Genomic DNA, 26,355 nt, shown 5'->3' on the forward strand with positions numbered 1-26,355 from the left:
GTTCGACGAGGTCGACCGGATGCTGACCACATTCCATCCGAAGGTCGCCGCGATGCTCGGCGACGCACGGCTCAGGTACCCCCGTGGTCGCGGTGCTCGCCTGGCGGCGCCGACAACACCCCGGGTCGATCATTTGCGTCCTGGGCCCTCGGGGAGCCCCACCTACGGCCGACGACGCGATTCAACCGCGGGCGGGCAAGCCGACGGGCAGCGGGCGGCCACCACCTCTGTTTCACGTGAAACATGGGAGCATGTTTCAACGGCCACACGTTGGCGAGCGAAACAACCTATGGGCCAAGGCAACGATTCTGTTCCCCGCCTCCCCAGGGTCTATGACACAGTTAACATCGCACCGCCCTGGGGGCGACTCATGTCCAACCTGCAAAAGCCTACATTTGGGCATTCAGATCGTGGCCCTCCACTTCAACCGTCGCGTTCTCACCGCCCAAAGAGTCAGGGCAGACGCGGGGCTACAGAATCGGGCAGCACATTTCCGATCGGACCGCCGTCGCCGTCCGCGCGCTCGAAACCTGCTCCGGCATGGGGTACTACTGCCAAAAGACCACCGCGCGCGGTCTTGTTTCACGTGAAACTGTGCCCCGTCCTGCATGTCGCCTGAGTCTCCGGCGGGCCAGCTGGCCGCTTCATCGGATCCTTGCTTCCGCAGCCACCGTCTGAGTGCATACCTCCGACTCGGGGTGTCAGAGAGAACTGATCCACTATCGTCAGGGAGTATCGGCCCTCGAAAGTTTTCCCCCTGCTACCGCTAACCCGCCCTGGCCGGGTCAACGAAGGGAAAGCCCGCATCCTCAACCGAGCGTGGGAACAGCTGCTACCCAACCCGACGGCTGCATGCGCCGCCTACGACAAAGGGACCATGTTTCACGTGAAACATGGTCCCTTTGGAACGGTGAAGAAGATTCCAGACTAGCTGGATGCCCCCGGAGTCAGGACGTCCATGATCCGGTTAAGGTCCTCAACACTGGCGAATTCGATGCTGACACGGCCTTTTCGTGCACCCAAGGAGATCTTGACATTGGTGTCGAGGCGGTCCGATAAGGACGAAGCCAGATAGTCCAGGCGCTCGTGCCGGGCCCCCGGACGGGGGATGTTGTTCTTCGCGTTGGCTGCGGGACTCTGGTACAGCGTCACGGCCTCTTCAGTGGCTCGGACCGACATACCCTCGGACACGATCTTCTGCGCCAGGCGCTCCATCGCAGCCGCGTCGGGGAGTGCCAGCAGGGCCCGGGCGTGGCCTGCAGAGATAACACTTGCCGCCACGCGACGCTGGACAAGCGGCGGAAGCTTCAGCAACCGGAGCGTGTTAGACACCTGCGGACGTGAACGACCGATGCGGTCCGCCAACTGCTCATGGGTAGTGCCAAAGTCTTCCAGGAGCTGCTGGTAGGCGGCCGCTTCTTCGAGGGGGTTCAGCTGGCTGCGGTGGAGGTTCTCCAGCAGAGCGTCACGAAGCAGGTCATCGTCGGTGGTGTCGCGGACAATTGCGGGGATGGTTTCAAGTCCCGCGGCCTGTACTGCCCTCCAGCGGCGTTCGCCCATGACCAGTTCGTAGGGCTCACCACCCTTTTCGGTTGAAGTACGGACCACAATTGGCTGTAGGACGCCAATTTCCCGCACAGAGTGAACAAGCTCCGCCATGTCGTCCTCATCGAAGACAGAACGAGGCTGTTTGCGGTTGGGGTGGATGTCGGTGACCGGAATTTCAGCGAAGCGGACGCCAGGTACTTCGACCAGCTCAACGCCGGAGTCCGAGCCAGCGTCGTATCCATCGAGAGCGCCAGAAGCTTCAGCGGCAGAACCCTCGGCGGCAACCTTGGGCGCAGTCTTCCCGGCGGCACGTGCCGGCGCCTTCTTGGCCGGGACGTCACCAGTCGAGGCGGATGTTTCGCCTTCGGACCCAGCTGCCGACGCCGAGGGCAGGATTCGGGACGCTGCGGCGTCTTCCACCGCGATGTCGGCATCATTCTCTTCGGCTGCAACTGCCTCCGGAGCAGCATTCCGCTTCCGGGCTTCAGGGAAGAACAGATCCACAGGACGGGACGGCGCTGAACCGTTTCCGGAACCGTTAACCGAGGCGGAACTTGGAATGAGTGCCCCAAGTCCACGGCCAAGGCCGCGTCGCTTATCGCTCATGGCTACATCCCTCCATTGGAAGAGCCGGGCGTCGCCGGGCTCTAGTTAGTGCAATTCTTGAACAAATTCTAACGTTCAGCGATTTCCGCCGCGGCTTCCAGATACGATAGCGCGCCACTCGACGACGGATCATACGTCATCACTGTCTGCTGGTAGCTGGGTGCTTCAGAGATGCGCACGGAGCGGGGGACAACGGCTCCGAGGACCTGTTCCGGAAAGTGCTCGCGCACTTCGGCGGCCACCTGGGCGGCGAGATTTGTGCGGCCGTCGTACATGGTCAGAAGGATAGTGGAAACAACGAGGTCCGCGTTCAGGTGCTTCTGGATCATTTCGATGTTCTTCAGGAGCTGACTGAGACCTTCCAGCGCGTAGTACTCACACTGAATCGGGATGAGCACCTCGTTGGCTGCACAGAACGCGTTGACCGTCAGCAGTCCCAGGCTCGGCGGGCAGTCGATGAAGATGTAGTCGAGGCGTTCCTCGCCGTTCTTGGCGCGCGCCTTGGCGTAAACGTCGATGGCGCGGCGAAGCCGCTGCTCACGGGCCACGAGGCTGACCAGTTCGATTTCGGCGCCAGCCAGGTGGATTGTGGCCGGGGCACAGATCAAATTGGCGATATCCGGGCACGGAGCCACAACATCCTGCAGCGGGAGATCATTGATCAGCACGTCGTAGATGCTGTCGACGTCGGCGTGGTGTTCTATGCCAAGGGCTGTCGAGGCATTTCCCTGCGGATCGATGTCGATCACGAGCACATTCAGGCCTGCAGCGGCCAGGGCGGCTGCAATGTTGACCGTGGTGGTCGTCTTGCCCACGCCGCCCTTCTGGTTCGAGACGGTGAAGATTCTGGTCTTCTCCGGTTTCGGCAGTTCGCGGCCCAGCAGGCGTTCGCGGCGCCTGTTTTCGTGCGCGAGTTCGCGGGCGATCGGACTGGAATCATCGATGGAGTCCAGCAGGTTGCCGCTGGAGGAAACAGCGGTTTCACGTGAAACGCTCGCCATCCCAGCGTTCATGGCAACCGAAGCCATGTGATTTCCGGAGAAAACACGAGCGGCCGTGGGCGCAACAAAGGACCGTGCGGACCCCAGAGACACAAACGGGGGGATCCGCTGCGTGGAGGCTTCGCTACTTGTCACTGTGACACACTCACTCTCATTCGGCTTTTGCTGCCGGGTACTAGCCTAACCTCTTCGCCTTGAACTCTCAGGGCACCGGGCTGATGCTAGGCAATCTTTTGAGGCTTATTCACAACGATTCGGACGACGGTTGTGGGTTCCTCGAGGACGTCCTCACCCACCACCACCACTGAAGTCTGGGTACCGCCAAGTTTACGGATCACCTTGGCGGCCTTCTCAATTTCCTCGCCGGCGCTGCGTCCCTTGATGGCGACGACTTCGCCCTTGCCGGCCAGCAGCGGAATGGTCAGTCCTGCGAGATTGCTCAGCGCGGAAACGGCGCGGGCCGTGACGACGTCGGCATCCACCATGCCCACGGCGAGTTCCGCCCGGGTGCGCATGATCGTGACATTTTCCAGGCCCAGGTCATCGACGACTTCCTGAAGCCAGATGACGCGCCGCTCAAGCGGCTCGATCAGGGTCAGTTCGAGGTCCGGCCGGGCAATCGCCAGGCACAGGCCGGGCAGTCCTGCCCCACTTCCTACGTCGGCCACGTGGGCGCCCTGGGCAATCTGGCTCTCGATAACAGCACAGTTCAGCACGTGCCGGCTCCACAGCCGCGGCACTTCGCGCGGCCCGATCAAGCCGCGCTCAGTGCCGGAAGTGGCCAGGTGTTCCACATAGCGCTTCGCCAGGTCCAGACGGTCACCGAAGATGGACTGTGCGGCCTTGAGTTCGTCCGCGGTAATTTCAACCATCAAGCTATCCGGCGGATTCAGTCTGCGGAAACGACGATGTGCCGGTCGGCACCTTCGCCTTCGGACTCACTGACAAGTCCAAGGTCAGCGACGGCGTCGTGCACGATCTTGCGCTCGTAGGCGCTCATCGGTGCCAAGGCCACGGCCTCTCCGGACTCCTTGACAGATGCGACGGCGTCCTCTGCGATCTTCTGCAGTTCGCCGGCACGCTCAGAGCGGTAACCGTTGATGTCCAGCACCAGGCGCGAGCGGTTCTCCGTCGCCGACAGGACGGCCAGCCGGGTCAGTTCCTGAAGGGCTTCGAGGACTTCACCATCCCGACCCACCAGGTTCTCCAGACCCGCCGATTCTTCCTCGGCGACGATCGAGATATAGGTACGGCCGTTGCGGACCTCAATGTCAATGTCGCCGTCGATGTCGGCGATGTCCAGCAGTTCCTCGAGGTAGTCCGCTGCAACGTCGCCTTCTTCTTCCAGACGGCTGGCGGAAACGCCTTTCTCCGGGTTCCCCTCGGAGTCCAGGATTTCCTGCTGGGACTCGTCCTGGTCCTCGATACCCTCGGCGGAAATAGCGTGTTCGGTGCTCTCGGCGGACATTACTTCCTCTTCCTGTTTTTACGTTGCGGCTGGACACGCTGGGCCTTGGCCTCGATGACCGCGGCGGCAGCGGCCTCCGCTGCCGCCGCGTCAGCCTTCTTCGCACCCATCAGGGGCAGCGCCGGCAGGCCCTTGGCGGCACGGCGCTCGGCCAGGGCCTTGGCTGCGGGGGAACCCGGCGTCGGCATGCGGCGGATCACGAAGAACTGCTGCGCCATGGTCCAGAGGTTGGTGGTGGTCCAGTAGATGAGGACACCGATGGGGAAGTTGATGCCACCCACACCGAAGACGATCGGCAGGATGTAGAGCATCATCTTCTGCTGCTTCATGAACGGGCTGGCCATGGCCTCTTCGGACATGTTCTTGGCCATGATCTGCTTCTGCGTGATGAACTGTGAGGCCGTCATGGCCAGGATCATCACGATCGAGAGGGTCCATACGGCCACCACATTGCCGCCGGGAGGCGTGCCGTGAAGCAGGGTGGCGGACAGCGGAGCGCCGAAGATGCTCGACACGTCGAACTGCACCACCTGCTCGTGGCTCATCGCGCCGATGCTCTTCCCGCCGACGGCCGCCGTGGTAATCCCGGAAAGGACCTGGAACAGTGCGAAGAAGAACGGCATCTGGATCAGCATGGGAAGGCAGGCCGAGAACGGGTTGGTGCCGTGCTTCTTGTACATGGCCATCTGTTCCTGCGCCATGGCCTGGCGGGACAGCTGGTCGGTCTTGCCCTTGTACTTGTCCTGCAGCTTCTTCAGGTCCGGCTGCAGCAGCTGCATGCCGCGCTGGGCCTTGATCTGCTTGACGAACACGGGAATCAGGGCGGCGCGGATCACCAGCACCAGCCCGATGATGGACAGCGTCCACGTCCAGCCGTTGGCCGCCGGCATGCCGATGGCGCTCAGGCCATCGTGGAAGACCACCATGATGGCGGACACAAGCCACTTGAACGGAAACATGATTGTTTCAAAGAAGTCCATACGATATCCCTATTCGTTAGGCCGCACTGCGGCCTTCTCCATCAGACTGAGCACCCAGGTACTTGTCCGGATTGTTCAGCACAACAATTGTGGGGGTGCGGTCTGCGGGCCACTCGCATTTGCCGGCGGGGACATGGTCCACACCACCGGCATTCCAGGGATGGCAGCGCAACAGACGTTTGGCCGCAAGCCAGCTTCCTTTGACCGCGCCGTGCACCGTGATCGCCTCGAGGGCGTAGGCCGAGCAGCTGGGAAAGAAGCGGCAGACCTGGCCGTACAGCGGTGAGATCACCTTGCGGTAGGCCAGAAGCATCAGGATGAGGACAGTGCGGGGCAAGTTCCAGACTGCCCGGCCCAACCATCTTGCTGCTGATTTCAGGGCAGGTTCAGGATGCGGGACGACGGCGGCAGCGGAGTTACGCACGCGGTGTCCCTTCCTGTGTTGTCTCGTAAGAAACTGAAGAAGCAGCCTGTGGAAGGCGGCTGCCCAGCCGTTTCGTGGTTGTCTCCAAAGCGGCGTCATAGTCGGTGCATAATTGTTCCCAGCTGGCGTCGGCCGCGGCGGGCAGGGCCCGGACCACGATCGCGAACCCGCTGCCGTATTTCTGCAACGACAAGGCGCCGGCTTCTCTCAGTCTCCTCTTAACGAGGTTCCTGACGACAGCGTTCCCGACACTCTTGGAAACGATGAATCCGATCCGGCTTGGTTCATCGGCAGCGAGGGCTGCCGCATATAACACTACGTTCCGGCGTCCATTGCGGACACCGGAACGTACAGTTGTTGAAAAATCGGTCGATGTCCTGAGACGGTTGCGGGTGGCTAGCACCGTTCTACTCGCACAGGGAGGGGGACCGACGAGTCAGGTATTTAGGCCGACAGCTCGGTGCGACCCTTGCCACGACGGGCTGCCAGGATGGCACGGCCGGCACGGGTACGCATACGAAGGCGGAAGCCGTGCTTCTTGGCTCGACGGCGGTTATTCGGCTGAAAAGTCCGCTTGCTCACGTTAGTTACTCCAGTGGATCAAAGGTGCGCCCACCCGATCAAGGGGAAGAACTGGTCGACGCTAAGTTTTGTATGTGCCGCTTCTCCTCGGACTCGCAAGACGCGGAGCGTCGGGGAGAGATTCAACTGAGGGCAAAAAGCGTGCACATGGGACTTCACAACGTTAGGGCTTGACGGCACCCGGAGTCAAACCGAGGGACGGCCCGCAACCTTTCCCCAGCTGTGGCTAACTCACATCCACACCTGTGGATGAAGTGGGTCACGGCCCCGGTTTTCGAACTACAACCATGTGATTATCCACAGGACAGACCCTAGCTATCTTCTAGGTTTTTCATCCCCTAGAGTGTCCCAGTAGCCAATTATCCACGGACTGTGCATAACCCTGTGGATTAAGCCGGGACCAGCGCACTGGTTCGGGACTTGTGGCTGCAGCTAATGCAGGCAAGCAAGTTTGAGGAACTGATTGATGACAGTAGACGAAGCCAACCAAGCCAACACTGTCGGAAGTTCCTGGCGGAGGGTAGTGAGCCTTCTCGAGAACGACCACCGTGTAACACCCCGGCAGCGCGGCTTTGTCATCCTCGCCCAGGCGCAGGGCCTGATCGGTTCGACCCTCCTGGTGGCGGTGCCCAACGAGCTCACCCGCGAGGTCCTGCAGACCCAGGTCAAGGAAGCACTCGACGATGCCCTCCGCAACGTCTTCTCCGACGAAATCCGCTGCGCCATCGACGTCGACACCGATCTGGTCCCGCTGCACACCGAGCCGGAGCCCGTCGTCGAACTTGCCCTGGCAGCCGACGCGACCGTGGAGCTGAAGCCGCAGCCGATGCTGCCGAGCACTTCCCACGAATTTGGCCGCCTCAATCCGAAGTACGTCTTCGATACCTTCGTCATCGGCTCTTCCAACCGCTTCGCCCATGCCGCCGCCGTCGCCGTGGCTGAAGCCCCGGCCAAGGCCTACAACCCGCTGTTCATCTACGGCGACTCCGGACTGGGCAAGACCCACCTGCTGCACGCGATCGGCCACTACGCCCGCAGGCTCTACAGCGGCATCCGGGTCCGGTATGTGAATTCCGAGGAATTCACCAACGACTTCATCAACTCCATCCGCGACGATGAGGGCACCAGCTTCAAGACCACCTACCGCAACGTCGATGTGCTGCTCATCGATGACATCCAGTTCCTGGCCGGCAAGGACCGGACGCTGGAGGAGTTCTTCCACACGTTCAACGCGCTTCACAACAACAACAAACAGGTGGTCATCACCTCCGATCAGCCGCCCAAGCTGCTCGCGGGCTTCGAAGACCGAATGAAGTCACGTTTCGAGTGGGGCCTGCTGACCGACATCCAGCCGCCGGAACTCGAAACCCGTATCGCCATCCTCCGGAAGAAGGCCCTCAGCGAGGGTCTCTCCGCCCCGGACGATGCCCTGGAGTACATCGCGTCCAAGATCTCCAGCAACATCCGTGAACTCGAGGGTGCGCTGATCCGTGTCACCGCGTTCGCCAGCCTGAACCGCCAGCCGGTGGATGTGGCCTTGGCGGAGATGGTCCTCAAGGACCTCATCACCGACGACGGAGCCCAGGAAATTACCTCGGCGCAGATCCTCACGCAGACGGCCGACTACTTCAAGCTCAGCATGGAGGAGCTTTGCAGCAAGTCGCGCACCAGGACGCTCGTGACCGCCCGGCAGATCGCCATGTACCTGTGCCGCGAGCTCACGGACATGTCGCTGCCCAAGATCGGGCAGGAACTGGGAGGCCGCGACCACACCACGGTGATCCACGCTGACCGCAAGATCCGCGAACTCATGGCCGAGCGCCGAGTGATCTACAACCAGGTGACCGAGCTGACCAACCGGATCAAGCAGCAGCAGCGCAATTCCTGAACCGTCCGGCCGCTGACACCTACCTTATTAACAGGCACCTGTGGACAACCCTGTGGATAGTTAAGGGGACAACCGCCCTTAATGGGCTTAAAACCCTTAAGCCGCCTGTGGATCGGCACCAGGGCCAAAAATGTTATCCCCATCCACACCCTGTTTAAAACCTGCTCCACCCACAGTCCATGAACAGGGCTTAACCGCGGAATCGCACCGCGAAACGGGGTTATCCACAGTATCCACAGCAGTTATTAACACTACTAATCCCTAGAAAATGAAATTCCCTCAAATAACAGTCTCTTGTTCGCCGCCTCAGACCGCCAAGGCCCGTTCCGGCCCGGGGCCGGAAACCAGGCAAAAGGCCGCCGGGTCGAACCACACGGATGTAACCCATGGATGGGAGAACCGACTTGTTGGGGCTAAGCTGTCTGCAGTGCGTCCGTCCCGGACTTCATTTGTGGTTCCCAGCTGGGCCATGAACCCGGGAAGCAGGCACGTCCCTTCCTGACGGAGTTCAGTTGCCCGACCGAATTCCGCGGCAATCCGGCGATTTAGCGATGACAGCAGCAATGAAAGGCGGCACCCTTCCGTGAAGTTCAGAGTCGAACGGGACGTCCTGGCAGAAGCCGTGACATGGACCGCCCGGTCGTTGTCTCCGCGGCCGCCAGTACCCGTGCTTTCCGGGCTGCTCCTCAAGGCCGAAGCCGGTACCGTGAGCCTGTCGAGCTTCGATTACGAAACGTCCGCAAGGCTCGAAATCCCCGCGGACATCTCCACGGAAGGCACCATCCTGGTGTCGGGGCGCCTGCTGGCAGACATCTGCCGCAGCCTCCCCTCAGCCCCCGTCGACGTCGAGACTGAGGGCAACAAAGTCACGCTCACGTGCCGCCGAAGCAGCTTCCACCTCGCCACAATGCCGGAGGCCGAATACCCGCCGCTGCCTGCATTGCCCCCGATCAGCGGCACCGTCCCAGGGGATTCCTTCGCCCAGGCGGTTTCCCAGGTGATCATCGCCGCCAGCAAGGACGACACCCTGCCGATTCTCACCGGCGTGCGGATGGAGATCGAGGACGATCTCATCACCCTGCTGGCGACGGACCGCTACCGGCTGGCGATGCGTGAAGTTCCCTGGAAGCCGGTAACGCCCGGGATTTCCACGAGCGCCCTGGTCAAGGCCAAGACGCTCAATGAAGTAGCGAAGACCCTCGGCGGCAGTGGCGACATCCATCTTGCCCTCGCCGAGGATGATAGCCGGCTCATCGGGTTTGAGAGCGGCGGCCGCACCACAACCTCACTTCTCGTCGACGGCGACTACCCCAAGATCCGCTCGCTCTTTCCGGACTCCACACCGATCCACGCGACAGTGCAGACCCAGGAACTCGTCGAAGCCGTACGACGTGTCTCGCTCGTGGCCGAACGGAACACTCCGGTCCGCCTTGCCTTCACCCAGGGCCAACTGCACCTTGATGCCGGCACCGGCGAGGATGCCCAGGCTTCCGAAGAGCTCGAAGCCCAGCTCACCGGGGAAGACATCACGGTTGCCTTCAACCCGCACTATCTGGTCGAGGGACTGAGCGTGATCGAAACCAAATACGTGCGGTTCTCCTTCACGGCGGCACCCAAGCCGGCCATGATCACGGCCCAGCACGACGCCGACGGCGAAGACCAGGGCGACTACCGCTACCTGGTCATGCCCGTCCGTCTCCCCAACTAGCTGGCAGTTGTTGTCGTTTTGGACCGCCCAAACGACAACTAATGCGAGTCAGTTGGGTGCGTATCGCCCACACCCCAACGCAGAAAAGAGTTCATACCGTGCACATCGGACTGATCGGCCTTGGAAAAATGGGTTTCAACATGCGCGAACGGCTGCGCACAGGTGGAATCGAAGTCACAGGCTTTGACCGGAACCCGGACGTCTCGGACGTGGCGAGCGTGGACGAACTCCTGGCCGCCGTCCCGGGACCCCGCCTGATCTGGGTAATGGTCCCCTCCGGAGAAATCACCGACACCGTGATCACTGAACTCGCAACCAAGCTCGACGCCGGCGACCTCGTGATCGACGGCGGCAACTCCCGCTACACCGAAGACCAGAAGCACGGAGCTGCCCTGGCCGCTCAGGGCATCCGCTTTGCCGATTGTGGTGTCTCGGGCGGAGTCTGGGGTCTCCAGAACGGCTACGGGCTGATGGCCGGCGGTGACCCCGCCGACATCGAACGGGCACTGCCGGTCTTCGACGCGCTCCGCCCCGAAGGCGGCCGCGCCGACAGCTTCGTCCACGTGGGCGGCGTCGGCGCCGGGCACTACGCCAAGATGGTCCACAACGGCATCGAGTACGGCCTGATGCAGGCCTATGCCGAAGGCTACGAACTCCTCGCCGCCAAGGACATCGTCACAGATCTGCCCGGAACCTTCCGGGCCTGGCAGAAGGGCACGGTTGTCCGGTCCTGGCTGCTGGATCTCATGGTCAAGGCCCTGGACGAAGATCCAGGACTGGAATCGATCGACGACTACGTCGAGGATTCCGGCGAGGGACGCTGGACCGTGGAGGAAGCGATCGCCAACGCCGTGCCCGCGCCGGCCATTACGGCAGCGCTGTTTGCCCGGTTCTCCTCCCGCGAGGACAATTCACCGGCCATGAAGATGGTGTCCGCGCTGCGCCACCAGTTCGGCGGGCATGCCACCCGTCCGGCAAAATAGTCCTGCCCTGAAATCCTGAATCCGGCGTGTACCTAGAACAACTTTCGCTCACCGATTTCCGCAGTTACGCCCAGGTGGACCTCAGCCTGGCGCCCGGCGTCACGGTTCTCGTCGGGTCCAACGGCATTGGCAAGACCAACCTGATGGAAGCCATTGGCTACCTCGCCAGCCTCAGTTCCCACCGGGTCAGTTCGGATGCGCCCCTTCTGCGCTTCGGCACCGAACGGGCCCTGATCCGCGCCAGACTGGTCCGCGGCGAACAGTCGACGGTGCTCGAACTCGAAATCAACGCGAGCCGGGCCAACCGTGCCCGCATCAACCGCAGCAATCCGGTCCGCGCCCGGGACATCCTCGGTATCTGCCAGACCGTGCTCTTTGCACCGGAAGACCTGGCCCTGGTGAAGGGCGATCCGTCCAGCCGGCGTCGGTTCCTCGACGAACTGCTGGTCAGCCTCATTCCCCGCCATGCCGCGACTCGCAGTGATTACGACCGGGTCCTCAAGCAGCGCAATGCGCTGCTGAAATCCTCCCGGGCCGGCAAGTTCACCTCCGGCCATGAGGCAACGCTGGATGTCTGGGACCAGCACATGGCGCGGGCCGGGGCCGAGCTGCTGCACGCGCGGCTTGAACTCGTGGAACGGCTCCGGCCGCATCTCAAGAGTGCCTATGCCCAGCTCACGGACGGGTCCAAGGAAGCCGGTGCCATCTACCGTTCGACGCTGCAGGATGTACTGGAGGACGACGGCGCCGCGCCGTCGGCTGCCGTTCCGGCAACGGCAGATGAGGTGGAAGCAGCGGTGGAGGATCTGCGCGTGTTGTCCGTCGATGAACTCACTGACCGCTACGTCCAGGCCTTCGCAGCGTCACGCCGCAAGGAGCTGGAACGGGGGATCTCCCTTGTCGGGCCGCATCGCGACGAGCTCGAACTCGTGCTGGGACAGGCCCCGGCCAAGGGCTATGCCTCGCACGGTGAAACCTGGTCCATGTGCCTGTCCCTGAGGTTGGCCTCGTACTACGTGATGCTGGACGATGCCCGCACCGGTGGCTCGGCTCCCATCCTGATCCTGGATGACGTATTCGCCGAGCTGGATGTTGAGAGGCGGCGTAAACTGGCGGCAATAGTATCCGGCGCCGAGCAGGTGCTGGTGACGGCCGCCGTCGAGGATGACATTCCTGTGGAACTGGCCGGACGGCGGGTGAAGGTAGTCCTGGGAGGAATCGATGCGCCGGAATATCGATGAATAAGGATACCGACGGCGGCCTGCAGCCAGGCAGAGATCCCGACGACATCGACGCACCCCAGTCCGCGCTGAACAGAATGCGTGACGCTGCCGCGGCGCGGGGCGAAATCCGGCGCAAAGCCCCGCCGCGTCCCGGCACCGCCCCGCAGAAACCTGCCCGCAGGGCCGGAGGGACCCGGGGATTCGGGCAATTCCACAGCACGGGCCGCGACCCTCTCGGCTTGGGGAAGGTGGTGGGCCGTCTCGTCGCCGAACGCGGCTGGAATTCACCGGTGGCGGTCGGTTCGGTGATGGCACAGTGGGGAACCCTAGTGGGACCCGAAATCTCCGCACACTGCACTCCTGAGAGTTTCGAGAACACCACCCTGCACGTGCGGTGCGATTCCACCGCCTGGGCCACGCAGCTCCGGTTGCTCAGCATCAGCCTGCTGGACAAGTTCCGCACCGAGCTCGGTGAGGGCGTCGTGACCCAGATCCAGGTGCTGGGACCGGCGGCTCCGAGCTGGCGGAGGGGCGCCCGGACGGTCAACGGACGCGGCCCCCGCGACACCTACGGGTAATTGCAGCGGCACCTCAAGCGCGCTGGATATGAAGCACTCCTTGCAAAAGTCTTGAAAATTGCGGAAACGGCGTGTAGGGCGCTTGGACGCCCCGGGGGCGTATAGGAACCCTAGACCGGGACCCCTGGAGCCTTGCAGGTGGAGTCAATGGCCTCCCAGCGGCCCTTTCCTTGCCGTTTGGGGCTCTGGAATGCGGGTTTAGACTCTCCTGCACGGTAGAATTGTGGCAGATAACTGGGCGCCGGTGAAACGTTGACTGAGTCCGTTTCCGACGCAATACCAGCGTGCGGCGGACGGCTCCTCGAGTAGAACAGCCGGTGTAATCAGTGACGTGCCTGTTGGCAAAAGCCCTTTCCTCCGGAGAGTGGCAACGGCCGGCCTTCAACGAATACAGAGGAGTCGAGAGCGCCTGTGGCTAACGACAATGCAGATATCCCCGCCGTGGAACGCCAAGCGGAAGTTGTGATGGCAGACGCGCCGGAGACCGTGACACCCCATGGCTACGGCGCGAGCGACATTACGGTCCTCGAGGGCCTGGAAGCCGTCCGGAAACGTCCCGGCATGTACATCGGGTCCACCGGACCGCGCGGACTGCACCACCTGGTCTACGAAGTGGTGGACAACTCCGTCGACGAGGCGTTGGCAGGCTACTGCACCCACATTGAAATCGTTCTCCAGGCCGACGGCGGCGTGAAGGTGGTCGACAACGGCCGCGGGATCCCGGTCGACATGCACCCGACCGAGCACAAGCCCACGGTGGAAGTCGTCATGACCATCCTGCACGCGGGCGGCAAGTTCGGCGGCGGCGGCTACGCCGTGTCCGGTGGCCTGCACGGCGTCGGCATTTCCGTGGTCAACGCGCTGTCCAGCCGCGTCGACACCGAGGTCCGCCGCCAGGGCCACGTCTGGATGATGTCCTTCGCCGACGGTGGCAAACCTCAGGGCGGACTCGTCAAGGGAGAGAAAACCGACGAGACCGGTACCACCCAGACGTTCTACCCGGATGCCAGCATCTTTGAGAGCACGGAATTCGACTTCGAGACGCTGCGGGCCCGCTTCCAGCAGATGGCCTTCCTGAATAAGGGCCTGCGCATCACGCTGACCGACGAGCGTCGCGCTCAAGAGGATCCGTCCGAGGACGGCGACCTCGATCTGGATTCCGTCCCCACCGAAGGCGAAATCCCCGCGGAATTCCACACCGTCGTCTACCAGTACGACGACGGACTGCTGGATTACGTGAAGCACCTGAACTCCGGCAAGAAGGTGGACGTGGTGCACGAGGACGTCATCGCCTTCGAAACCGAGGACACGGAACGCCACATCGCCCTGGAAATGGCGATGCAGTGGACCAACGCGTACTCCGAGAGCGTCCACACCTACGCCAACACGATCAACACCCATGAGGGCGGTACCCACGAAGAGGGTTTCCGTGCCGCGATGACCTCGCTCATCAACCGCTATGCGCGGGAGAAGAGCATCATCAAGGAAAAGGACGACAACCTCACCGGTGACGACATCCGCGAGGGACTCACAGCAGTCATTTCGGTCAAGCTGGCCGAGCCGCAGTTCGAGGGCCAGACCAAAACCAAGCTCGGCAACTCGGAGGTCAAGGGCTTTGTCCAGCGCGTTGTTACCGACGGTCTTGGCGACTGGCTGGAACGCAACCCCGGTCCGGCCCGTGACGTGATTCGCAAGGCCATTTCCGCTGCCCAGGCCCGGATGGCCGCCCGCAAGGCCCGCGACAACGCCCGCCGCAAGAGCCCGCTGGAGTCCTTCGGTATGCCCGGAAAGCTGTCCGATTGCTCCTCGAAGGATCCGGCCAAATGCGAGGTCTACCTCGTGGAGGGCGACTCCGCCGGCGGTTCCGCCAAGCGGGGCCGGAACCCGGAAACCCAGGCCATCCTTCCGCTGCGCGGAAAGATCCTGAACGTGGAGCGCGCCCGGCTGGACAAGGCCCTCGGCAACGCCGAGGTCCAGTCAATGATCACAGCGTTCGGCACGGGCATCGGCGAGGATTTCGACCTCAGCAAGCTGCGCTATCACAAGATCGTCCTGATGGCCGATGCCGACGTCGACGGCCAGCACATCACCACGCTGCTGATGACGCTGCTGTTCCGCTACATGCGCCCGCTGATCGAAAACGGCTACGTCTACCTTGCCCAGCCGCCGCTGTACCGGATCAAGTGGTCCAACGCCCCGCACGATTACGTTTACAGCGACCGGGAACGGGACGCCAGGCTGGTCTCCGGCCAGGCCGCCGGCCGCCGTATTCCCAAGGACAACGGCATCCAGCGTTACAAGGGTCTCGGCGAAATGGACTACACCGAGCTCTGGGACACCACCATGGATCCGGACCACCGCACCCTGTTGCAGGTCACCATGGACGATGCCCTGGCCGCGGACCAGACCTTCTCCACCCTGATGGGCGAGGACGTCGAATCCCGCCGGAACTTCATTCAGCAGAACGCCAAGGACGTTCGGTTCCTCGATATCTAGGCGGATCACAACCCTAAATATTCCCGGACCGATATATACCTGAAACGGAAAATATAGACTATGAGTGACGAAACACCCGAGGTCCCAGCCGGCTCGGCCGCCGGCGAGCCCGCACTTGAAGGCACCGTTGTGGACAGCGACGTACTGACTGACCGAGTCGAACAGGTGGACCTGCAGACGGAAATGCAGCGTTCCTACCTCGACTACGCCATGGCCGTGATCGTGGGCCGTGCCCTCCCCGACGTCCGCGACGGCCTCAAGCCCGTCCACCGCCGTGTGCTGTACGCAATGTTCGACGGCGGCTACCGCCCGGACCGTTCCTTCAACAAGTGCGCCCGCGTGGTCGGCGAGGTCATGGGCCAGTACCACCCGCACGGCGACACGGCGATCTACGATGCGCTGGTCCGCCTCATCCAGGACTGGACCATGCGCTACCCGCTGGCCCTCGGCCAGGGAAACTTCGGCTCGCCCGGCAACGACGGGGCTGCGGCACCGCGGTACACGGAAACCAAGATGGCCCCGCTGGCCATGGAAATGGTCCGCGACATTGACGAGGAAACCGTCGATTTCCAGGACAACTATGACGGCAAGAACCAGGAACCGACGATCCTGCCGGCGCGGTTCCCCAACCTGCTGGTCAACGGCTCCTCGGGTATTGCCGTCGGCATGGCCACGAACATCCCGCCGCACAACCTCCGCGAAGTGGCCGACGGCGTGCAGTGGTACCTGGCCAACCCGACCGCCAGCCGGGAGGAACTGCTCGAGGAGCTGATCCTGCGCATCAAGGGTCCTGACTTCCCGACCGGCGCCACGATTCTGGGGCACAAGGGCATCGAAGATGCCTACCGGACGGGCCGCGGCTCCATCACCATGCGCGCCGTCGTCAACGTCGAGGAACTCCAGGGCCGCACCTGTCTCGTGGTCACCGAACTGCCCTACCAGGCCAACCCGGACAACCTGGCGATCAAGATTGCCGAGCTCGTCAAGGATGGCAAGATCTCGGGCATCGCGGACCTCCGCGATGAAACCTCCGGACGCACCGGCCAGCGCCTCGTGATCGTGCTCAAGCGCGACGCCGTCGCCAAGGTGGTGCTGAACAACCTCTACAAGCACACCCAGCTGCAGGACAACTTTGCGGCCAATATGCTGGCAATCGTCGACGGCGTGCCCCGCACACTGAGCCTCGATGCCTTCATCCGCCACTGGGTCACGCACCAGATGGACGTCATTGCGCGCCGGACCCGCTACCGCCTCCGCAAGGCCGAGGAAGAAGCGCACATCCTGCGTGCCCTGCTCAAGGCGCTCGACGCGCTGGATGAGGTCATCGCCTTGATCCGTGCGTCCAACACCACCGAGGCCGCCCGCGACGGCCTGATGCAGCTCCTGGCTATCGATGAACTCCAGGCCCGCGCCATCCTGGACATGCAGCTGCGCCGGCTCGCTGCCCTGGAACGCCAGAAGATCCAGGACCGCCACTCGGAACTCGAGGCCATGATCACCGAGTACAACTCGATCCTGGCTTCCGAGGAACGGCAACGGGGGATCATCAGCACCGAGCTGGCCGAAATCGTGGCCAAGCACGGTGACGACCGCCGCACCAAGGTTCTGCTCGGCTTCGACGGCGACATGTCCATGGAAGACCTCATCCCCGAAGAGGAAATGGTCGTCACGATCACCCGGGGTGGCTACGTCAAGCGCACCCGCAGCGACAACTACCGCTCCCAGCAGCGCGGCGGCAAGGGCATCAAGGGCGCCCAGTTGCGCGGCGACGACGTCGTGGAGCACTTCTTCGTCACCACAACGCACCACTGGCTGCTGTTCTTCACCAACCTGGGACGCGTCTACCGGGCCAAGGCCTACGAACTCGTCGAAGCGGGACGTGACGCCAAGGGCCAGCACGTGGCGAACCTGCTCGCCTTCCAGCCCGATGAGCACATCGCCCAGGTGCTGGATCTGCGGGACTACCAGCACTCGCCGTACCTGGTGCTTGCCACCAAGCGCGGCCTGGTCAAGAAGACCCGCCTGGAGGACTACGACACCAACCGTTCCGCCGGCGTCATCGCGATCAACCTCCGCGAGGGCGACGAGCTCGTCTCCGCCCAGCTGGTCTCGGAAACCGATGACCTGATGCTGGTGTCCCGCAAGGGCCAGTCCATCCGCTTCACCGCGACGGATGAAGCCCTGCGGCCGATGGGCCGGGCCACGTCCGGCGTTACCGGCATGAAATTCCGGGAGGATGACGAGCTGCTGGCGGCCGACGTCGTAACGGACGGCTCCTTCGTCTTCGTCGTCACCGAGGGCGGCTACGCCAAGCGCACCGCTGTGGAGGAGTACCGGCTCCAGGGCCGCGGCGGCCTCGGCATCAAGGTCGGCAAATACCAGGAGGAACGCGGACACCTCGTCGGCGCGTTGATCGTGCAGGAAGAAGATGAAGTCCTGGTGGTCATGGAAGGCGGCAAGGTGGTGCGATCTTCGGTGGCGGGTGTTCCCGCCAAGGGCCGCGACACGATGGGCGTGATCTTTGCCAAGCCGGACAAGAATGACCGCATCATCGAGGTTGCGCGCAACAGCGAACGCGGCCTGGATACGGACGAGGAAAGTCCGGCATCCGCGCCGGATGACGTAACGTTGGCTGAAGATACCGGATCGCATGACGGGTCCGCAGAGGCAGAATCAGTACCGGCCCCGGAATCAGATGAGTCATCGGGCAATGCCGAACTGGACGAAGACAACACCGGAGGTAACGAGTGAGTGATCCCGACTCATATCCCACGCAGAACAGCAGCGGTACAGGCGGAATGCGGCAGCCTGCGTCCGCACCGCGCGTCAGCGCGCCGTCACGCCCGCAGCAGCGCCCCGGCGTTCCCGGCGGAGCCGCAGGTTTAAAGCAGCGTCCCCCGGCGCCAGGTCAGCGCCCCGCGCAGGGCCGCCCGACGGCGCCCGGACAGCGTCCCGGCCAGAACGAGGCCGGCCTGATCAAGCCGGCCCCCAAGGCAAAGGTCCGCCGCGCCCGCCTGCTGGTCAGCAAGGTGGACCCCTGGTCCGTGCTGAAGATGGCTTTCCTGCTCTCGGTTGCCCTGGGCATCGTGACGGTGGTGGCTGCGATCGTGCTCTGGACGGTTCTTGACCTGACCGGCATCTTCGATCAGGTCGACAGCCTGCTGGGCACCCTGGCCGGCTCTGAGGGAGGCGGCTTCGAGCTGAAGAAGGTGGCCTCGCTGGGCCAGGTTGCGTCCTTCGCCACCATCATCGCCGTGATCAATGTGGTGCTGCTGACAGCCCTGTCCATGCTCTCGGCCGTGCTGTACAACATCTCCGCCACACTGGTGGGCGGCATCGGCGTCACGCTTACAGACGACTAAAACCCGCACTTTTCCCGGATATTTTCCCGGGAAATGCCTCGATTTGAGATCGGGCCGGGATGTGCTGTAAAGTCATATCTCGGCCCGATGAGGCATCGGGGCGTATAGCTCAGGCGGTTAGAGCGCTTCGCTGATAACGAAGAGGTCCCAGGTTCAAGTCCTGGTACGCCCACGGAACCTGTACAGGGTTCGGTAGGGGTTTGGTGATGGTCCGGGTTTTTCCGGGGCCGGAACGGGGTGCAGGTGAAGACGTTGCTGGTTGTTGCAGCTACGATCGCAGGCGTCCTGCTCTACAGAAAAGTGCAGGAGTCCGAAGCCCGGAAAACAGTCTGGAGCGAATCAACCGACACGGTTGACTAGCCCGGAATCCCGGAACGGGAGCTGGAAAGCAGCTTTCCGAACTAGGGGTATGATTGTCGGGTTGCTTCTTATGGGGGCATGGCGCAATTGGTAGCGCACCTGCTTTGCAAGCAGGGGGTTCGGGGTTCGAGTCCCCGTGCCTCCACCATAGGGAAGGCCCCGTACCGCGGAAACGCGGTACGGGGCCTTTTGCATGACCGGGAATCCGGGCAGCTGAAAGAGGGGCTGTCTCATTGCTTGGGCTTGGCGTAGTCGCCCATGCCCTGCCAGTCTATGAAGACGTATGGTTCGTCCCCGACTACCCAGGCGTCGTGCCCCGGCGGAATGACGCCGAAGTCGCCCGGGCCGAATTCGCTCTCCTCGCCGTCGTCCATGACCACCTTGAGGCGCCCGGAGACGGTGTAGCCGACGTGGGCAGCCATGCAGCTGTCCGTCTGGGCGATCGGCTTGACGTGCTGGGACCATTTCCATCCCGGCAGGAACGTCGCACGCCCTACGGCGCCGGCGTCGAGATTGACGAGTTCAACCTGTCCCATCCCGTCCTTGACGGGGCGGGTCTCCTCCGGGTTGTCAAAGCTCTTGCGGATGATTGAAGCCATCATGGTCTCCTTTGTGGATGGGGGTGAGACCGGATTTAAGACTGTCACTGCCGCCTGCCACGGTCAAGAATGCGTGTGTCAGGTGCCATCCTCCCGGCCCCACTACTGTTGGACCGTGAACCTCTTCCTTGCCGTTTTGGGAGTGCTGGGTGTGGCATCCTCCGGGCCCCTTATCGCCGCCACCCTGGGCGCCACCACCGTCAGCGCCCTTGCCATCGCGTTCTGGCGCAACGCGATCGGTGCTGCCGTGATGGCCGGGCCCGTGCTGGTCCGGCAACCCCGCCAGTTTGCCAGGATCACCGGAAAAGAGTTCCGCTGGTCCCTCGCCGCGGCCGTCGCCCTGGCGCTGCACTTCGCCTGCTTCATCACCTCCCTCCAGCTGACTTCCGTCGCCGCGGCAACAGCCCTGGTCTGCCTGCAATCGGGCTGGATCGCTATCTTGCAGCTGTTGCGGGGCGTGCGGCACCGCTGGCAGGTCCTGGCGGGCCTGGGCATCGCTTTCGGCGGCGTCGTGGCGATCACCGGGTTCGACATGGGCACTTCCCCGGACGCGCTCCTGGGCGACCTCCTCGCCGTCGCGGGAGGCGCCCTGGCCGGTATCTACACCCTGGCGGGCGGCAAGGCCCGCCAGACCATGGGGACCGGGGTCTACACGACGCTCTGCTACGGGATGTGCGCCGCCGTCGTCGCGGTGCTGGCGCTCGTATCCCGGCAGCCGCTGGCCGGATTCGACGCCGCCGGCTGGCTCGGCATCCTGGCCGTCACCGTGTGCGCCCAGCTGATCGGCCACACGGCGTTCAACCACCTGCTGGCCACCATGAGTCCGCTGCTGGTATCCATGATCATCCTGCTGGAGATCCCGGGCGCCGCCCTGCTCGCCGCGGCGTTCCTTTCCGAGACGCTGCCCGCAGGGACCTATGCCGGCCTGGGCATGATCCTGGTGGGGCTCGCCGTCGTTGTCCTGGGGCAGCGGGGCTCGCGGGCCGTGCGCCGCAATGCCGCCCTGCTCGCGGAGCTGGGGACCGACTGAGGCTGCCGGCTGTACGGGGCTACTGGCCGCCGCGGCGGGCCGGCTGGGCGGTGTTGACCGTGTGGATGGCACGGAGCAGCTTCGCCGGGAAATATACCGAGAAGAACACCACCATGGGCGCCTTGAGGGCCATCTTCTTGACGTTGTGCGCCTTGTACGTGCGGTCGAAGCGCGTCACGTAGTACCGGTAGTCGCGGGGCGAATCTTCAAGCCTGCGGGCGGACATCCCGGAAACCATCGCGGGCCAGTACTGGATCCGGAGCTCGTGGTCGGCGAGATGCAGCGAGAGGTCGATATCCTCATGCATCTCGTCCTTCTCATCCCGGCAGGTCTCGCCGCGGATGACTTCCCAGGCGGAACGGCGCAGGGCCATGTTTGAGCCGAACAGGAAGTGGTACTGGTGTTTGGCGAGCTTGAGCATAAGCTGGCGCATCTTGTCGTCTGCCTTGAGGCCGAAGCGGCGCATCGGCATGTCGTAGTAGACCACCGGACCCGTGGCGGCGTGCACCGACTGCTCAGCGAACGCCTTCTGGACCTGTTCCACCCAGTCCGGTTCGAGGACAGAATCAGCGTCGATCCGGCCTAGGATATCGCCGGTGGCATGGTCCAGACCGAAGTTGCGCGTGGGAATCAGGCCCTGGTCCCGGTCCTGGCTCAGCAGGATGATGGGGCTCTCCGGGTATTCCAGCTGCATCTGCCGCACGATCCCGGCGGTGCGGTCCTTGGACATGTTGTCCACCACGATGATCTCGTGGGCCGGGACGGACTGGTAGACCGCCGCGATCAGGCACTGCCTGATGACGCTTTCCTCGTTGTAGGCAGGGATGACAATGGATACGGCCGGTGGCGGCACAGCATCGTCTAAGGCATCCTGGGAGGATCTATCGGGTGACATCCCCTCAAATTTAGCACCCATGCCCGCTTATTCCGTCCGGCGCCGGGCACCCTCCGGCGAGGAAACAAAAGGAGGGATCCCGCCCGTGGCGGAATCCCTCCCTGAGCCGGCCTGCAGGCGGGCTACGGCTTCAACTACTTGCCCGTGGTCTTGTCCGCGCCGTTGTTGCGGCTGGCGGCAATGTTCCGCACAGCAGTCTTCGCATCGGTGGCTACCTTGGCGGCAGCATCCTGGCTATCCTCGGCCGCACCTGCCGCCACGTGCTTGGCAGTGTCCGCGGCGTCCTCAACGGCAGTCACCGCCGAGTCGGCGACTTCGCCGGAGGCCTCCGCGGCCTTGTCGGCCGCGGCGACAGTTGGCGCGCCGGCCGCGCCGGCGGTGTCCAAGACGCCGTTGACTGTGGTGGCCGGAACCGGCGCAGGGGTAACCGGCGCCGGGGTCTTCCACGGATCTTCGACCGGCTGGGAGGCCTTCCAGACGGCAACCCCCGCGGCGACGGCTGCGGCAATCACGCCGAAGATGAGCAGTCCGCGGTGCTTGGGCTTCTGCGGCTTGGCAAGCTCTCCGCTGACCGCCTTGCTGGCCTCGTTCGCAGCCACCTTGATGTGACTGCCGGCCGACTTCGCCTGCTCCTGGACGGCGTGGATGATCCCCACATCGCCAAGCTTCTGGGCCACAGCATCGACGTGCGCCGGGGCGCCTTCCAGCGTGCGGTGCACGGCCTCGGAAGCGTAACCGATCTGGTCCGAGAGTTTGGGCAGGTAGTCAACGACGACCCGGTCGCGTGCGTTCGCGATCACCGGCGTCGCCTTGTCCAGCGCCTCGTGGAGGCGCGGGGTGGCGCCTTCAACGGCGTCGTGGATCATCGGTGCGAGGTGTGCCAATCCGTCCTGGATGCGCGGAGTTACCGTGGCAACGCCGTCGGCCAGATTGTGGGCGGCCGACTTGAGCCCCTCCTGGATTTTGGGAGAAGCGGTATCCAGGCCGTGCTGCAGTCGCGGAACGGCCCAGTTGACTGCTGCTTCAACCCGCGGTGCTGCCCAGTCCTTGGCGTTCCCTACTCCGGTGCTGACTGACTGCTCCAGCTCACGGGCAATACGATCCGATTTCTTCACAACTGCCTCCCGATTAATGTGACGTATCTGCAGTTAGCCTACGTGTCCCAGACCTCACCGGCTATTCTTCAGTCCGATTTCGGGAGGATTTCACCCAGCGCGGAACTGGCTGACCGGCCCTATGCGGATTGGCCTGTCATGGAAGAATAGGGCCATGACTGCCATAGCAACTGCAAAAGCAACCATCCACACGAGCCTGGGCGACATCGTCGTCCACCTCTTCGGAAACCACGCCCCCAAGACCGTCGAAAACTTCGTCGGGCTGTCCACCGGTGAGAAGGCCTGGACCCACCCCGAATCGGGCGAGGACAAGACGGGCACGCCGCTGTACGACGGCACCATCTTCCACCGCATCATCAAAGACTTCATGATCCAGGCCGGCGACCCCTTGGGCCGCGGTGTCGGCGGACCGGGCTACAAATTCGATGACGAGATCCACCCGGAACTGACCTTCAACGAGCCGTACAAACTGGCCATGGCCAACGCCGGCATCCAGATGGGCCGCGGCACCAACGGTTCGCAGTTCTTCATCACCACCATCCCCACCGGCTGGCTGCAGGGCAAGCACAGCATCTTCGGTGAGGTCGCCGATGACGAATCCAAGAAGGTTGTTGACGCCATCGAGGGTGTGCGCACCGGCATGGGCGACCGCCCCGTCGAGGACGTCACCATCAACAGCATTGACGTAGAAAAGCTCTAAGCCCAAGCCATGAGCTACGGACTTCCGGCGGCCGAGCCGTCCGCCCAGATCCCGGTGTGCCCCCGGCACCCGGACCGGCCCGCCTATGTGCGCTGCCAGCGGTGCGGGCGCCCTGCGTGCCCCGACTGCCAGCGGGCGGCCGCCGTCGGATTCCAGTGTGTTGACTGTGTCAATGAAACACGACGTACGACGCCGGACGTCAAGACGGTCTACGGCGGCGCCGTGGCCGGCGGCCGGCCGCTCGTAACGTTTGCCATCATCGGGCTGTGCGCCCTGGTCTATGTTCTGCAATGGCTGGTCCCCAACGACGGGATCTATCAGAACCTGGCGTTTGCCACCGTTTATGCCAGCCCGGAGTTCGGGGTTTTCGAACCCTGGCGCATGGTGACTTCCGCCTTCCTCCATTCCCAGGGGTTCATCCTCCACATCGTGCTCAACATGTACATGTTGTGGATGTTTGGCCAAGCCCTGGAGCCACTCCTGGGCCGCATCCGCTTTCTGGCGGTCTATTTGCTCTCCGCCTTCGGCGGATCCGTCGGCTACCTCCTCCTGACGCCCGGTTACGTCCCAGGCCAGCCGCTGAGCGGCGTAGTGGGTGCTTCCGGCGCCATTTTCGGCCTCTTCGGCGCCATGCTGGTGGTCCAGCGACACCGCGGCGGCGATACCAGGCAACTCTGGGTATTGATCGCCATCAACGGCGTGATCGGATTCCTGGTCCCCCAGATCGCCTGGCAGGCCCACCTCGGCGGCGCCATCACGGGCGCCCTGTGCGCTGCCGTCATCGCGTACACGCCCCGGGGACCGCGGCAGGGGCTCCTGCAGGCCGGCGGCCTCGTGCTGGTGTTCGCCCTGCTGATCGCCGTGTCCGCCCTCAGGGTGGCCAGCGCCTAGGCGCGGCTTCTTAGCCTGTCTCAGGGCCGTCTCTTCCGCCCGACCTCCTCGCCCTCCCTGCGTGCGGCTCCCTGCCCTGCCTCCAGGCGCTCCCTGCGTGGACGCCTGCCTCTGGTGACTTATCCACACCCCTTCCGGGGCTTGTCCGCGCCCTTTTCTGCGGGGCGCTCGGGTCCGCCTGGCCGGGAACAGCCCTTCACCTGGTGCGGGCTGGAAGTTGTCCACAGGGGTTATCCACACTGTTGGTAACTTACATCGTTGTAGTTCAACGCGGTCCGCTCGATCTGTCCGCCCCAGCTGGCGATTACCCGCTAGGCTGTCCATCGATCTCCACAATTGTGGATAACTCCCGTTGGTTGCCCTGTGGTTAAGTGGACAACTCCGTGTCCTGGACTCCGGGCGCCAGGCCCGGATCGCGTCGCTCGTGGAAGCGGCCAGTGACTGGCCTGAATGGCTTGCCGGCAACCCACAGCGTCATGTCTGATTTCAACAGCTTTATGCACACTGTTAATAACTTGATGCTCTGAGTGTCCGTATCTCGGAGGCACGTGTCGGGCCGTGAGATCGCCCCTACGGTGCACTGACCGTTGATGTTATCCCCAGTTGTGGATAACTTGTGGGTACTCGCCTGTTGTTAAGTGGATAACGTTGCCGCGGGCTGTGTTTTGCTGGATCGTGGACCCCGAGCCCGGTAGGCAAGCCAACACCCGGCGACGGACGGCGCTTCCCGGACTTATCCACAGCAAATCCACAATGTTAATAACGCACACGACTGTTGTTCAGAGGGTGCTGTCCCTAGCGTTTCCCCCCGACGCGGCATCCGCGTCGCTCCCCTGGTCGATGCGGTGGAGTTTGAGCGCCTCCGCGAGGCGGCCGAGGAATTAGAGGACATCCGCGCCGTTGACGCGGCCTGGGAGGAAGTTGAACAAACCGGGCAGACTCCGATTCCGTGGGAGGGCGTCAAACGCGATCTCGGCCTGGCGTGAGCTACGGCATTGAGGTCTTGCCGGCAGCGGCCGGCAGCTACGAAAACTCCCGCCCGAGGGCCGCCGCCGGATCCAGGCAGCCATTGAACTCTTGGCTGAGACGCCCCGTCCACCCGGGGCGAAAAAGCTTACCGGCCGAGTTGAATGGCGCGTACGCACCGGGGACTACCGGGTGCTTTACCGCATCGACGACGGGCGCCTGGTCATCGTTGTGGTTCCGGCGGGACATCGCCGTGAGATCTACCGCGAAGCGTAGTGCGCCCCGCCTCCATGGCGCAGGAACGTGGAGACTACGTCTCAGGCGTGAGCTGTGCGCACTGCCTCAATGCGTCCAGACGCCCGAGCTGCCCCGCCGGTGGCTGTCGAGCAGATGGGTGTCCACCATGCCAATGGCCTCCATCAGGGCGTACATGGTGGTGGGACCGACGAAGGCGAAGCCCTTCTTCCGCAGCGCCTTGGATAGCGCAACGGACTCCGCGGAGATGGTGGGGATCTGCTCATGCGCGGTGGGCACCGGCGTCGATTCCGGCTGGAACTGCCAGACGAAGTCGACGAGTCCCCCCTCGTCCCGGAGGGCGAGGGTGGCCCGGGCATTAGTGATCGCCGCCTGGATCTTCAGCCGGTTCCGGACAATGCCGGCGTCCAGCATCAGGCGGTCAATGTCCGCCTGTCCGAACGTGGCGACAGTCTCGGGGTGGAAGTCATGGAACGCCGCCCGGAAGGCCGGCCGTTTCCGCAGGATCGTGGCCCAGGACAGACCCGCCTGGAATCCCTCAAGGCTGATCCGCTCGTACAGCCCCTGCTCATCACGCACCGGGAGCCCCCACTCCGTGTCGTAGTAGTCGCGCAGCACCGGGTCAACGGCCGCCCACGGGGGTCGCGCCAATCCGTCGTCGCCAATGATGGTGCCGGGGACAGCCGGGGTCATGAGG

25 protein-coding genes and 2 tRNA genes are annotated in these 26,355 nt (G+C 63.5%); 15 read left to right on the forward strand and 12 right to left on the reverse strand.

Features of this window, described 5'->3' with window-relative positions; translation table 11 throughout:
• Nucleotides 1-927 precede the first annotated feature (927 nt).
• From ACQCSU_RS11175 to rpmH, 8 genes are all read right to left on the reverse strand, one after another.
• Complete coding sequence (locus ACQCSU_RS11175; protein ID WP_426975320.1) at nt 928-2,154, reverse strand: ParB/RepB/Spo0J family partition protein; 1,227 nt, start codon at nt 2,152-2,154, stop codon at nt 928-930.
• Nucleotides 2,155-2,222: 68 nt separating this feature from the next.
• On the reverse strand, nt 2,223-3,290 hold the full coding sequence (locus tag ACQCSU_RS11180; RefSeq protein ID WP_426975321.1) for a ParA family protein: 1,068 nt from the start codon (nt 3,288-3,290) through the stop codon (nt 2,223-2,225).
• An 86-nt stretch (nt 3,291-3,376) separates the two neighbouring features.
• The gene (gene rsmG / locus ACQCSU_RS11185) at nt 3,377-4,027 is read right to left on the reverse strand and encodes a 16S rRNA (guanine(527)-N(7))-methyltransferase RsmG (protein ID WP_426975322.1); all 651 of its coding nucleotides are present in this window, start codon (nt 4,025-4,027) and stop codon (nt 3,377-3,379) included.
• A gap of 17 nt (nt 4,028-4,044) precedes the next feature.
• Nucleotides 4,045-4,623: a protein jag gene (locus ACQCSU_RS11190; protein WP_426975323.1), complete on the reverse strand. Its 579-nt coding sequence runs from the start codon at nt 4,621-4,623 to the stop codon at nt 4,045-4,047.
• Nucleotides 4,623-5,603 (reverse strand): membrane protein insertase YidC, encoded by a 981-nt coding sequence (yidC, locus tag ACQCSU_RS11195; protein ID WP_426975324.1) that lies wholly within the window; start codon nt 5,601-5,603, stop codon nt 4,623-4,625. Before yidC ends, ACQCSU_RS11190 begins: the two co-directional genes overlap by 1 nt.
• A 16-nt stretch (nt 5,604-5,619) precedes the next feature.
• Nucleotides 5,620-6,027: a membrane protein insertion efficiency factor YidD gene (gene yidD / locus ACQCSU_RS11200; protein ID WP_426975325.1), complete on the reverse strand. Its 408-nt coding sequence runs from the start codon at nt 6,025-6,027 to the stop codon at nt 5,620-5,622.
• Nucleotides 6,020-6,430, reverse strand: coding sequence for a ribonuclease P protein component (rnpA, locus tag ACQCSU_RS11205; RefSeq protein WP_426975326.1), 411 nt, complete (start codon nt 6,428-6,430; stop codon nt 6,020-6,022). The genes yidD and rnpA overlap by 8 nt, the downstream gene beginning before the upstream one ends.
• 41 nt (nt 6,431-6,471) lie before the next feature.
• Nucleotides 6,472-6,609 (reverse strand): 50S ribosomal protein L34, encoded by a 138-nt coding sequence (gene rpmH, locus ACQCSU_RS11210; protein WP_003800212.1) that lies wholly within the window; start codon nt 6,607-6,609, stop codon nt 6,472-6,474.
• A 466-nt stretch (nt 6,610-7,075) separates the two neighbouring features.
• Between rpmH and dnaA the strand changes: the two genes are divergently transcribed.
• The 11 genes from dnaA to ACQCSU_RS11265 all read left to right on the forward strand — a co-directional run bounded on the left by dnaA (nt 7,076) and on the right by ACQCSU_RS11265 (nt 19,355).
• Nucleotides 7,076-8,497, forward strand: coding sequence for a chromosomal replication initiator protein DnaA (gene dnaA, locus ACQCSU_RS11215; protein ID WP_426975327.1), 1,422 nt, complete (start codon nt 7,076-7,078; stop codon nt 8,495-8,497).
• Between the two features lie 583 nt (nt 8,498-9,080).
• Nucleotides 9,081-10,205, forward strand: coding sequence for a DNA polymerase III subunit beta (gene dnaN / locus ACQCSU_RS11220; RefSeq protein WP_426975328.1), 1,125 nt, complete (start codon nt 9,081-9,083; stop codon nt 10,203-10,205).
• 98 nt (nt 10,206-10,303) lie between these two features.
• Nucleotides 10,304-11,188, forward strand: coding sequence for a phosphogluconate dehydrogenase (NAD(+)-dependent, decarboxylating) (gnd, locus tag ACQCSU_RS11225; RefSeq protein ID WP_426975329.1), 885 nt, complete (start codon nt 10,304-10,306; stop codon nt 11,186-11,188).
• A gap of 26 nt (nt 11,189-11,214) precedes the next feature.
• Nucleotides 11,215-12,429, forward strand: coding sequence for a DNA replication/repair protein RecF (gene recF / locus ACQCSU_RS11230; protein WP_426975330.1), 1,215 nt, complete (start codon nt 11,215-11,217; stop codon nt 12,427-12,429).
• A complete protein-coding gene (locus ACQCSU_RS11235) occupies nt 12,426-12,989 on the forward strand; it encodes a DUF721 domain-containing protein (protein ID WP_426975331.1) in 564 nt (187 codons plus the stop codon). The genes recF and ACQCSU_RS11235 overlap by 4 nt, the downstream gene beginning before the upstream one ends.
• A 411-nt stretch (nt 12,990-13,400) precedes the next feature.
• Nucleotides 13,401-15,485, forward strand: coding sequence for a DNA topoisomerase (ATP-hydrolyzing) subunit B (gene gyrB, locus ACQCSU_RS11240; protein ID WP_426975332.1), 2,085 nt, complete (start codon nt 13,401-13,403; stop codon nt 15,483-15,485).
• 60 nt (nt 15,486-15,545) lie between these two features.
• Entirely contained in the window at nt 15,546-18,236 is a 2,691-nt protein-coding gene (gene gyrA, locus ACQCSU_RS11245; RefSeq protein ID WP_426975333.1) for a DNA gyrase subunit A, read from the forward strand.
• Entirely contained in the window at nt 18,233-18,847 is a 615-nt protein-coding gene (locus ACQCSU_RS11250) for a DUF3566 domain-containing protein (protein WP_426975334.1), read from the forward strand. Before gyrA ends, ACQCSU_RS11250 begins: the two co-directional genes overlap by 4 nt.
• A 98-nt stretch (nt 18,848-18,945) precedes the next feature.
• Nucleotides 18,946-19,019, forward strand: a tRNA-Ile gene (locus ACQCSU_RS11255).
• 128 nt (nt 19,020-19,147) lie between these two features.
• A complete protein-coding gene (locus ACQCSU_RS11260) occupies nt 19,148-19,207 on the forward strand; it encodes a hypothetical protein (RefSeq protein WP_426979765.1) in 60 nt (19 codons plus the stop codon).
• A gap of 72 nt (nt 19,208-19,279) precedes the next feature.
• Nucleotides 19,280-19,355: transfer RNA gene (locus ACQCSU_RS11265), tRNA-Ala, on the forward strand.
• Between the two features lie 82 nt (nt 19,356-19,437).
• Here the strand turns inward: ACQCSU_RS11265 and ACQCSU_RS11270 are convergent.
• Nucleotides 19,438-19,806 carry a cupin domain-containing protein gene (locus tag ACQCSU_RS11270; protein WP_426975335.1) on the reverse strand — a complete coding sequence of 123 codons (369 nt, stop codon included), beginning with the start codon at nt 19,804-19,806 and terminating at the stop codon, nt 19,438-19,440.
• Between the two features lie 115 nt (nt 19,807-19,921).
• On the opposite strand from ACQCSU_RS11270, the gene ACQCSU_RS11275 reads away from it, so the two are divergent.
• On the forward strand, nt 19,922-20,836 hold the full coding sequence (locus tag ACQCSU_RS11275) for a DMT family transporter (RefSeq protein WP_426975336.1): 915 nt from the start codon (nt 19,922-19,924) through the stop codon (nt 20,834-20,836).
• 19 nt (nt 20,837-20,855) lie between these two features.
• Here the strand turns inward: ACQCSU_RS11275 and ACQCSU_RS11280 are convergent, their stop codons facing one another.
• Both ACQCSU_RS11280 and ACQCSU_RS11285 read right to left on the reverse strand, forming a co-directional pair.
• Complete coding sequence (locus tag ACQCSU_RS11280) at nt 20,856-21,731, reverse strand: glycosyltransferase (RefSeq protein WP_426975338.1); 876 nt, start codon at nt 21,729-21,731, stop codon at nt 20,856-20,858.
• Nucleotides 21,732-21,865: 134 nt separating this feature from the next.
• The gene (locus ACQCSU_RS11285; protein ID WP_426975340.1) at nt 21,866-22,846 is read right to left on the reverse strand and encodes a hypothetical protein; all 981 of its coding nucleotides are present in this window, start codon (nt 22,844-22,846) and stop codon (nt 21,866-21,868) included.
• Between the two features lie 154 nt (nt 22,847-23,000).
• Here ACQCSU_RS11285 and ACQCSU_RS11290 point away from each other — a divergent pair, with 154 nt between their 5' ends.
• The 3 genes from ACQCSU_RS11290 to ACQCSU_RS11300 all read left to right on the forward strand — a co-directional run bounded on the left by ACQCSU_RS11290 (nt 23,001) and on the right by ACQCSU_RS11300 (nt 25,679).
• Entirely contained in the window at nt 23,001-23,546 is a 546-nt protein-coding gene (locus ACQCSU_RS11290) for a peptidylprolyl isomerase (RefSeq protein WP_426975341.1), read from the forward strand.
• A gap of 9 nt (nt 23,547-23,555) precedes the next feature.
• Nucleotides 23,556-24,437, forward strand: coding sequence for a rhomboid family intramembrane serine protease (locus ACQCSU_RS11295; protein ID WP_426975342.1), 882 nt, complete (start codon nt 23,556-23,558; stop codon nt 24,435-24,437).
• Between the two features lie 1,077 nt (nt 24,438-25,514).
• Complete coding sequence (locus ACQCSU_RS11300; protein ID WP_426975343.1) at nt 25,515-25,679, forward strand: type II toxin-antitoxin system RelE family toxin; 165 nt, start codon at nt 25,515-25,517, stop codon at nt 25,677-25,679.
• 66 nt (nt 25,680-25,745) lie between these two features.
• Here the strand turns inward: ACQCSU_RS11300 and ACQCSU_RS11305 are convergent, their stop codons facing one another.
• Nucleotides 25,746-26,351 (reverse strand): DNA-3-methyladenine glycosylase I, encoded by a 606-nt coding sequence (locus ACQCSU_RS11305; protein ID WP_426975344.1) that lies wholly within the window; start codon nt 26,349-26,351, stop codon nt 25,746-25,748.
• Between the last annotated feature and the right edge of the window lie 4 nt (nt 26,352-26,355).

Source organism: Pseudarthrobacter sp. O4, assembly GCF_050157025.1.
GTDB lineage: Bacteria > Actinomycetota > Actinomycetes > Actinomycetales > Micrococcaceae > Arthrobacter.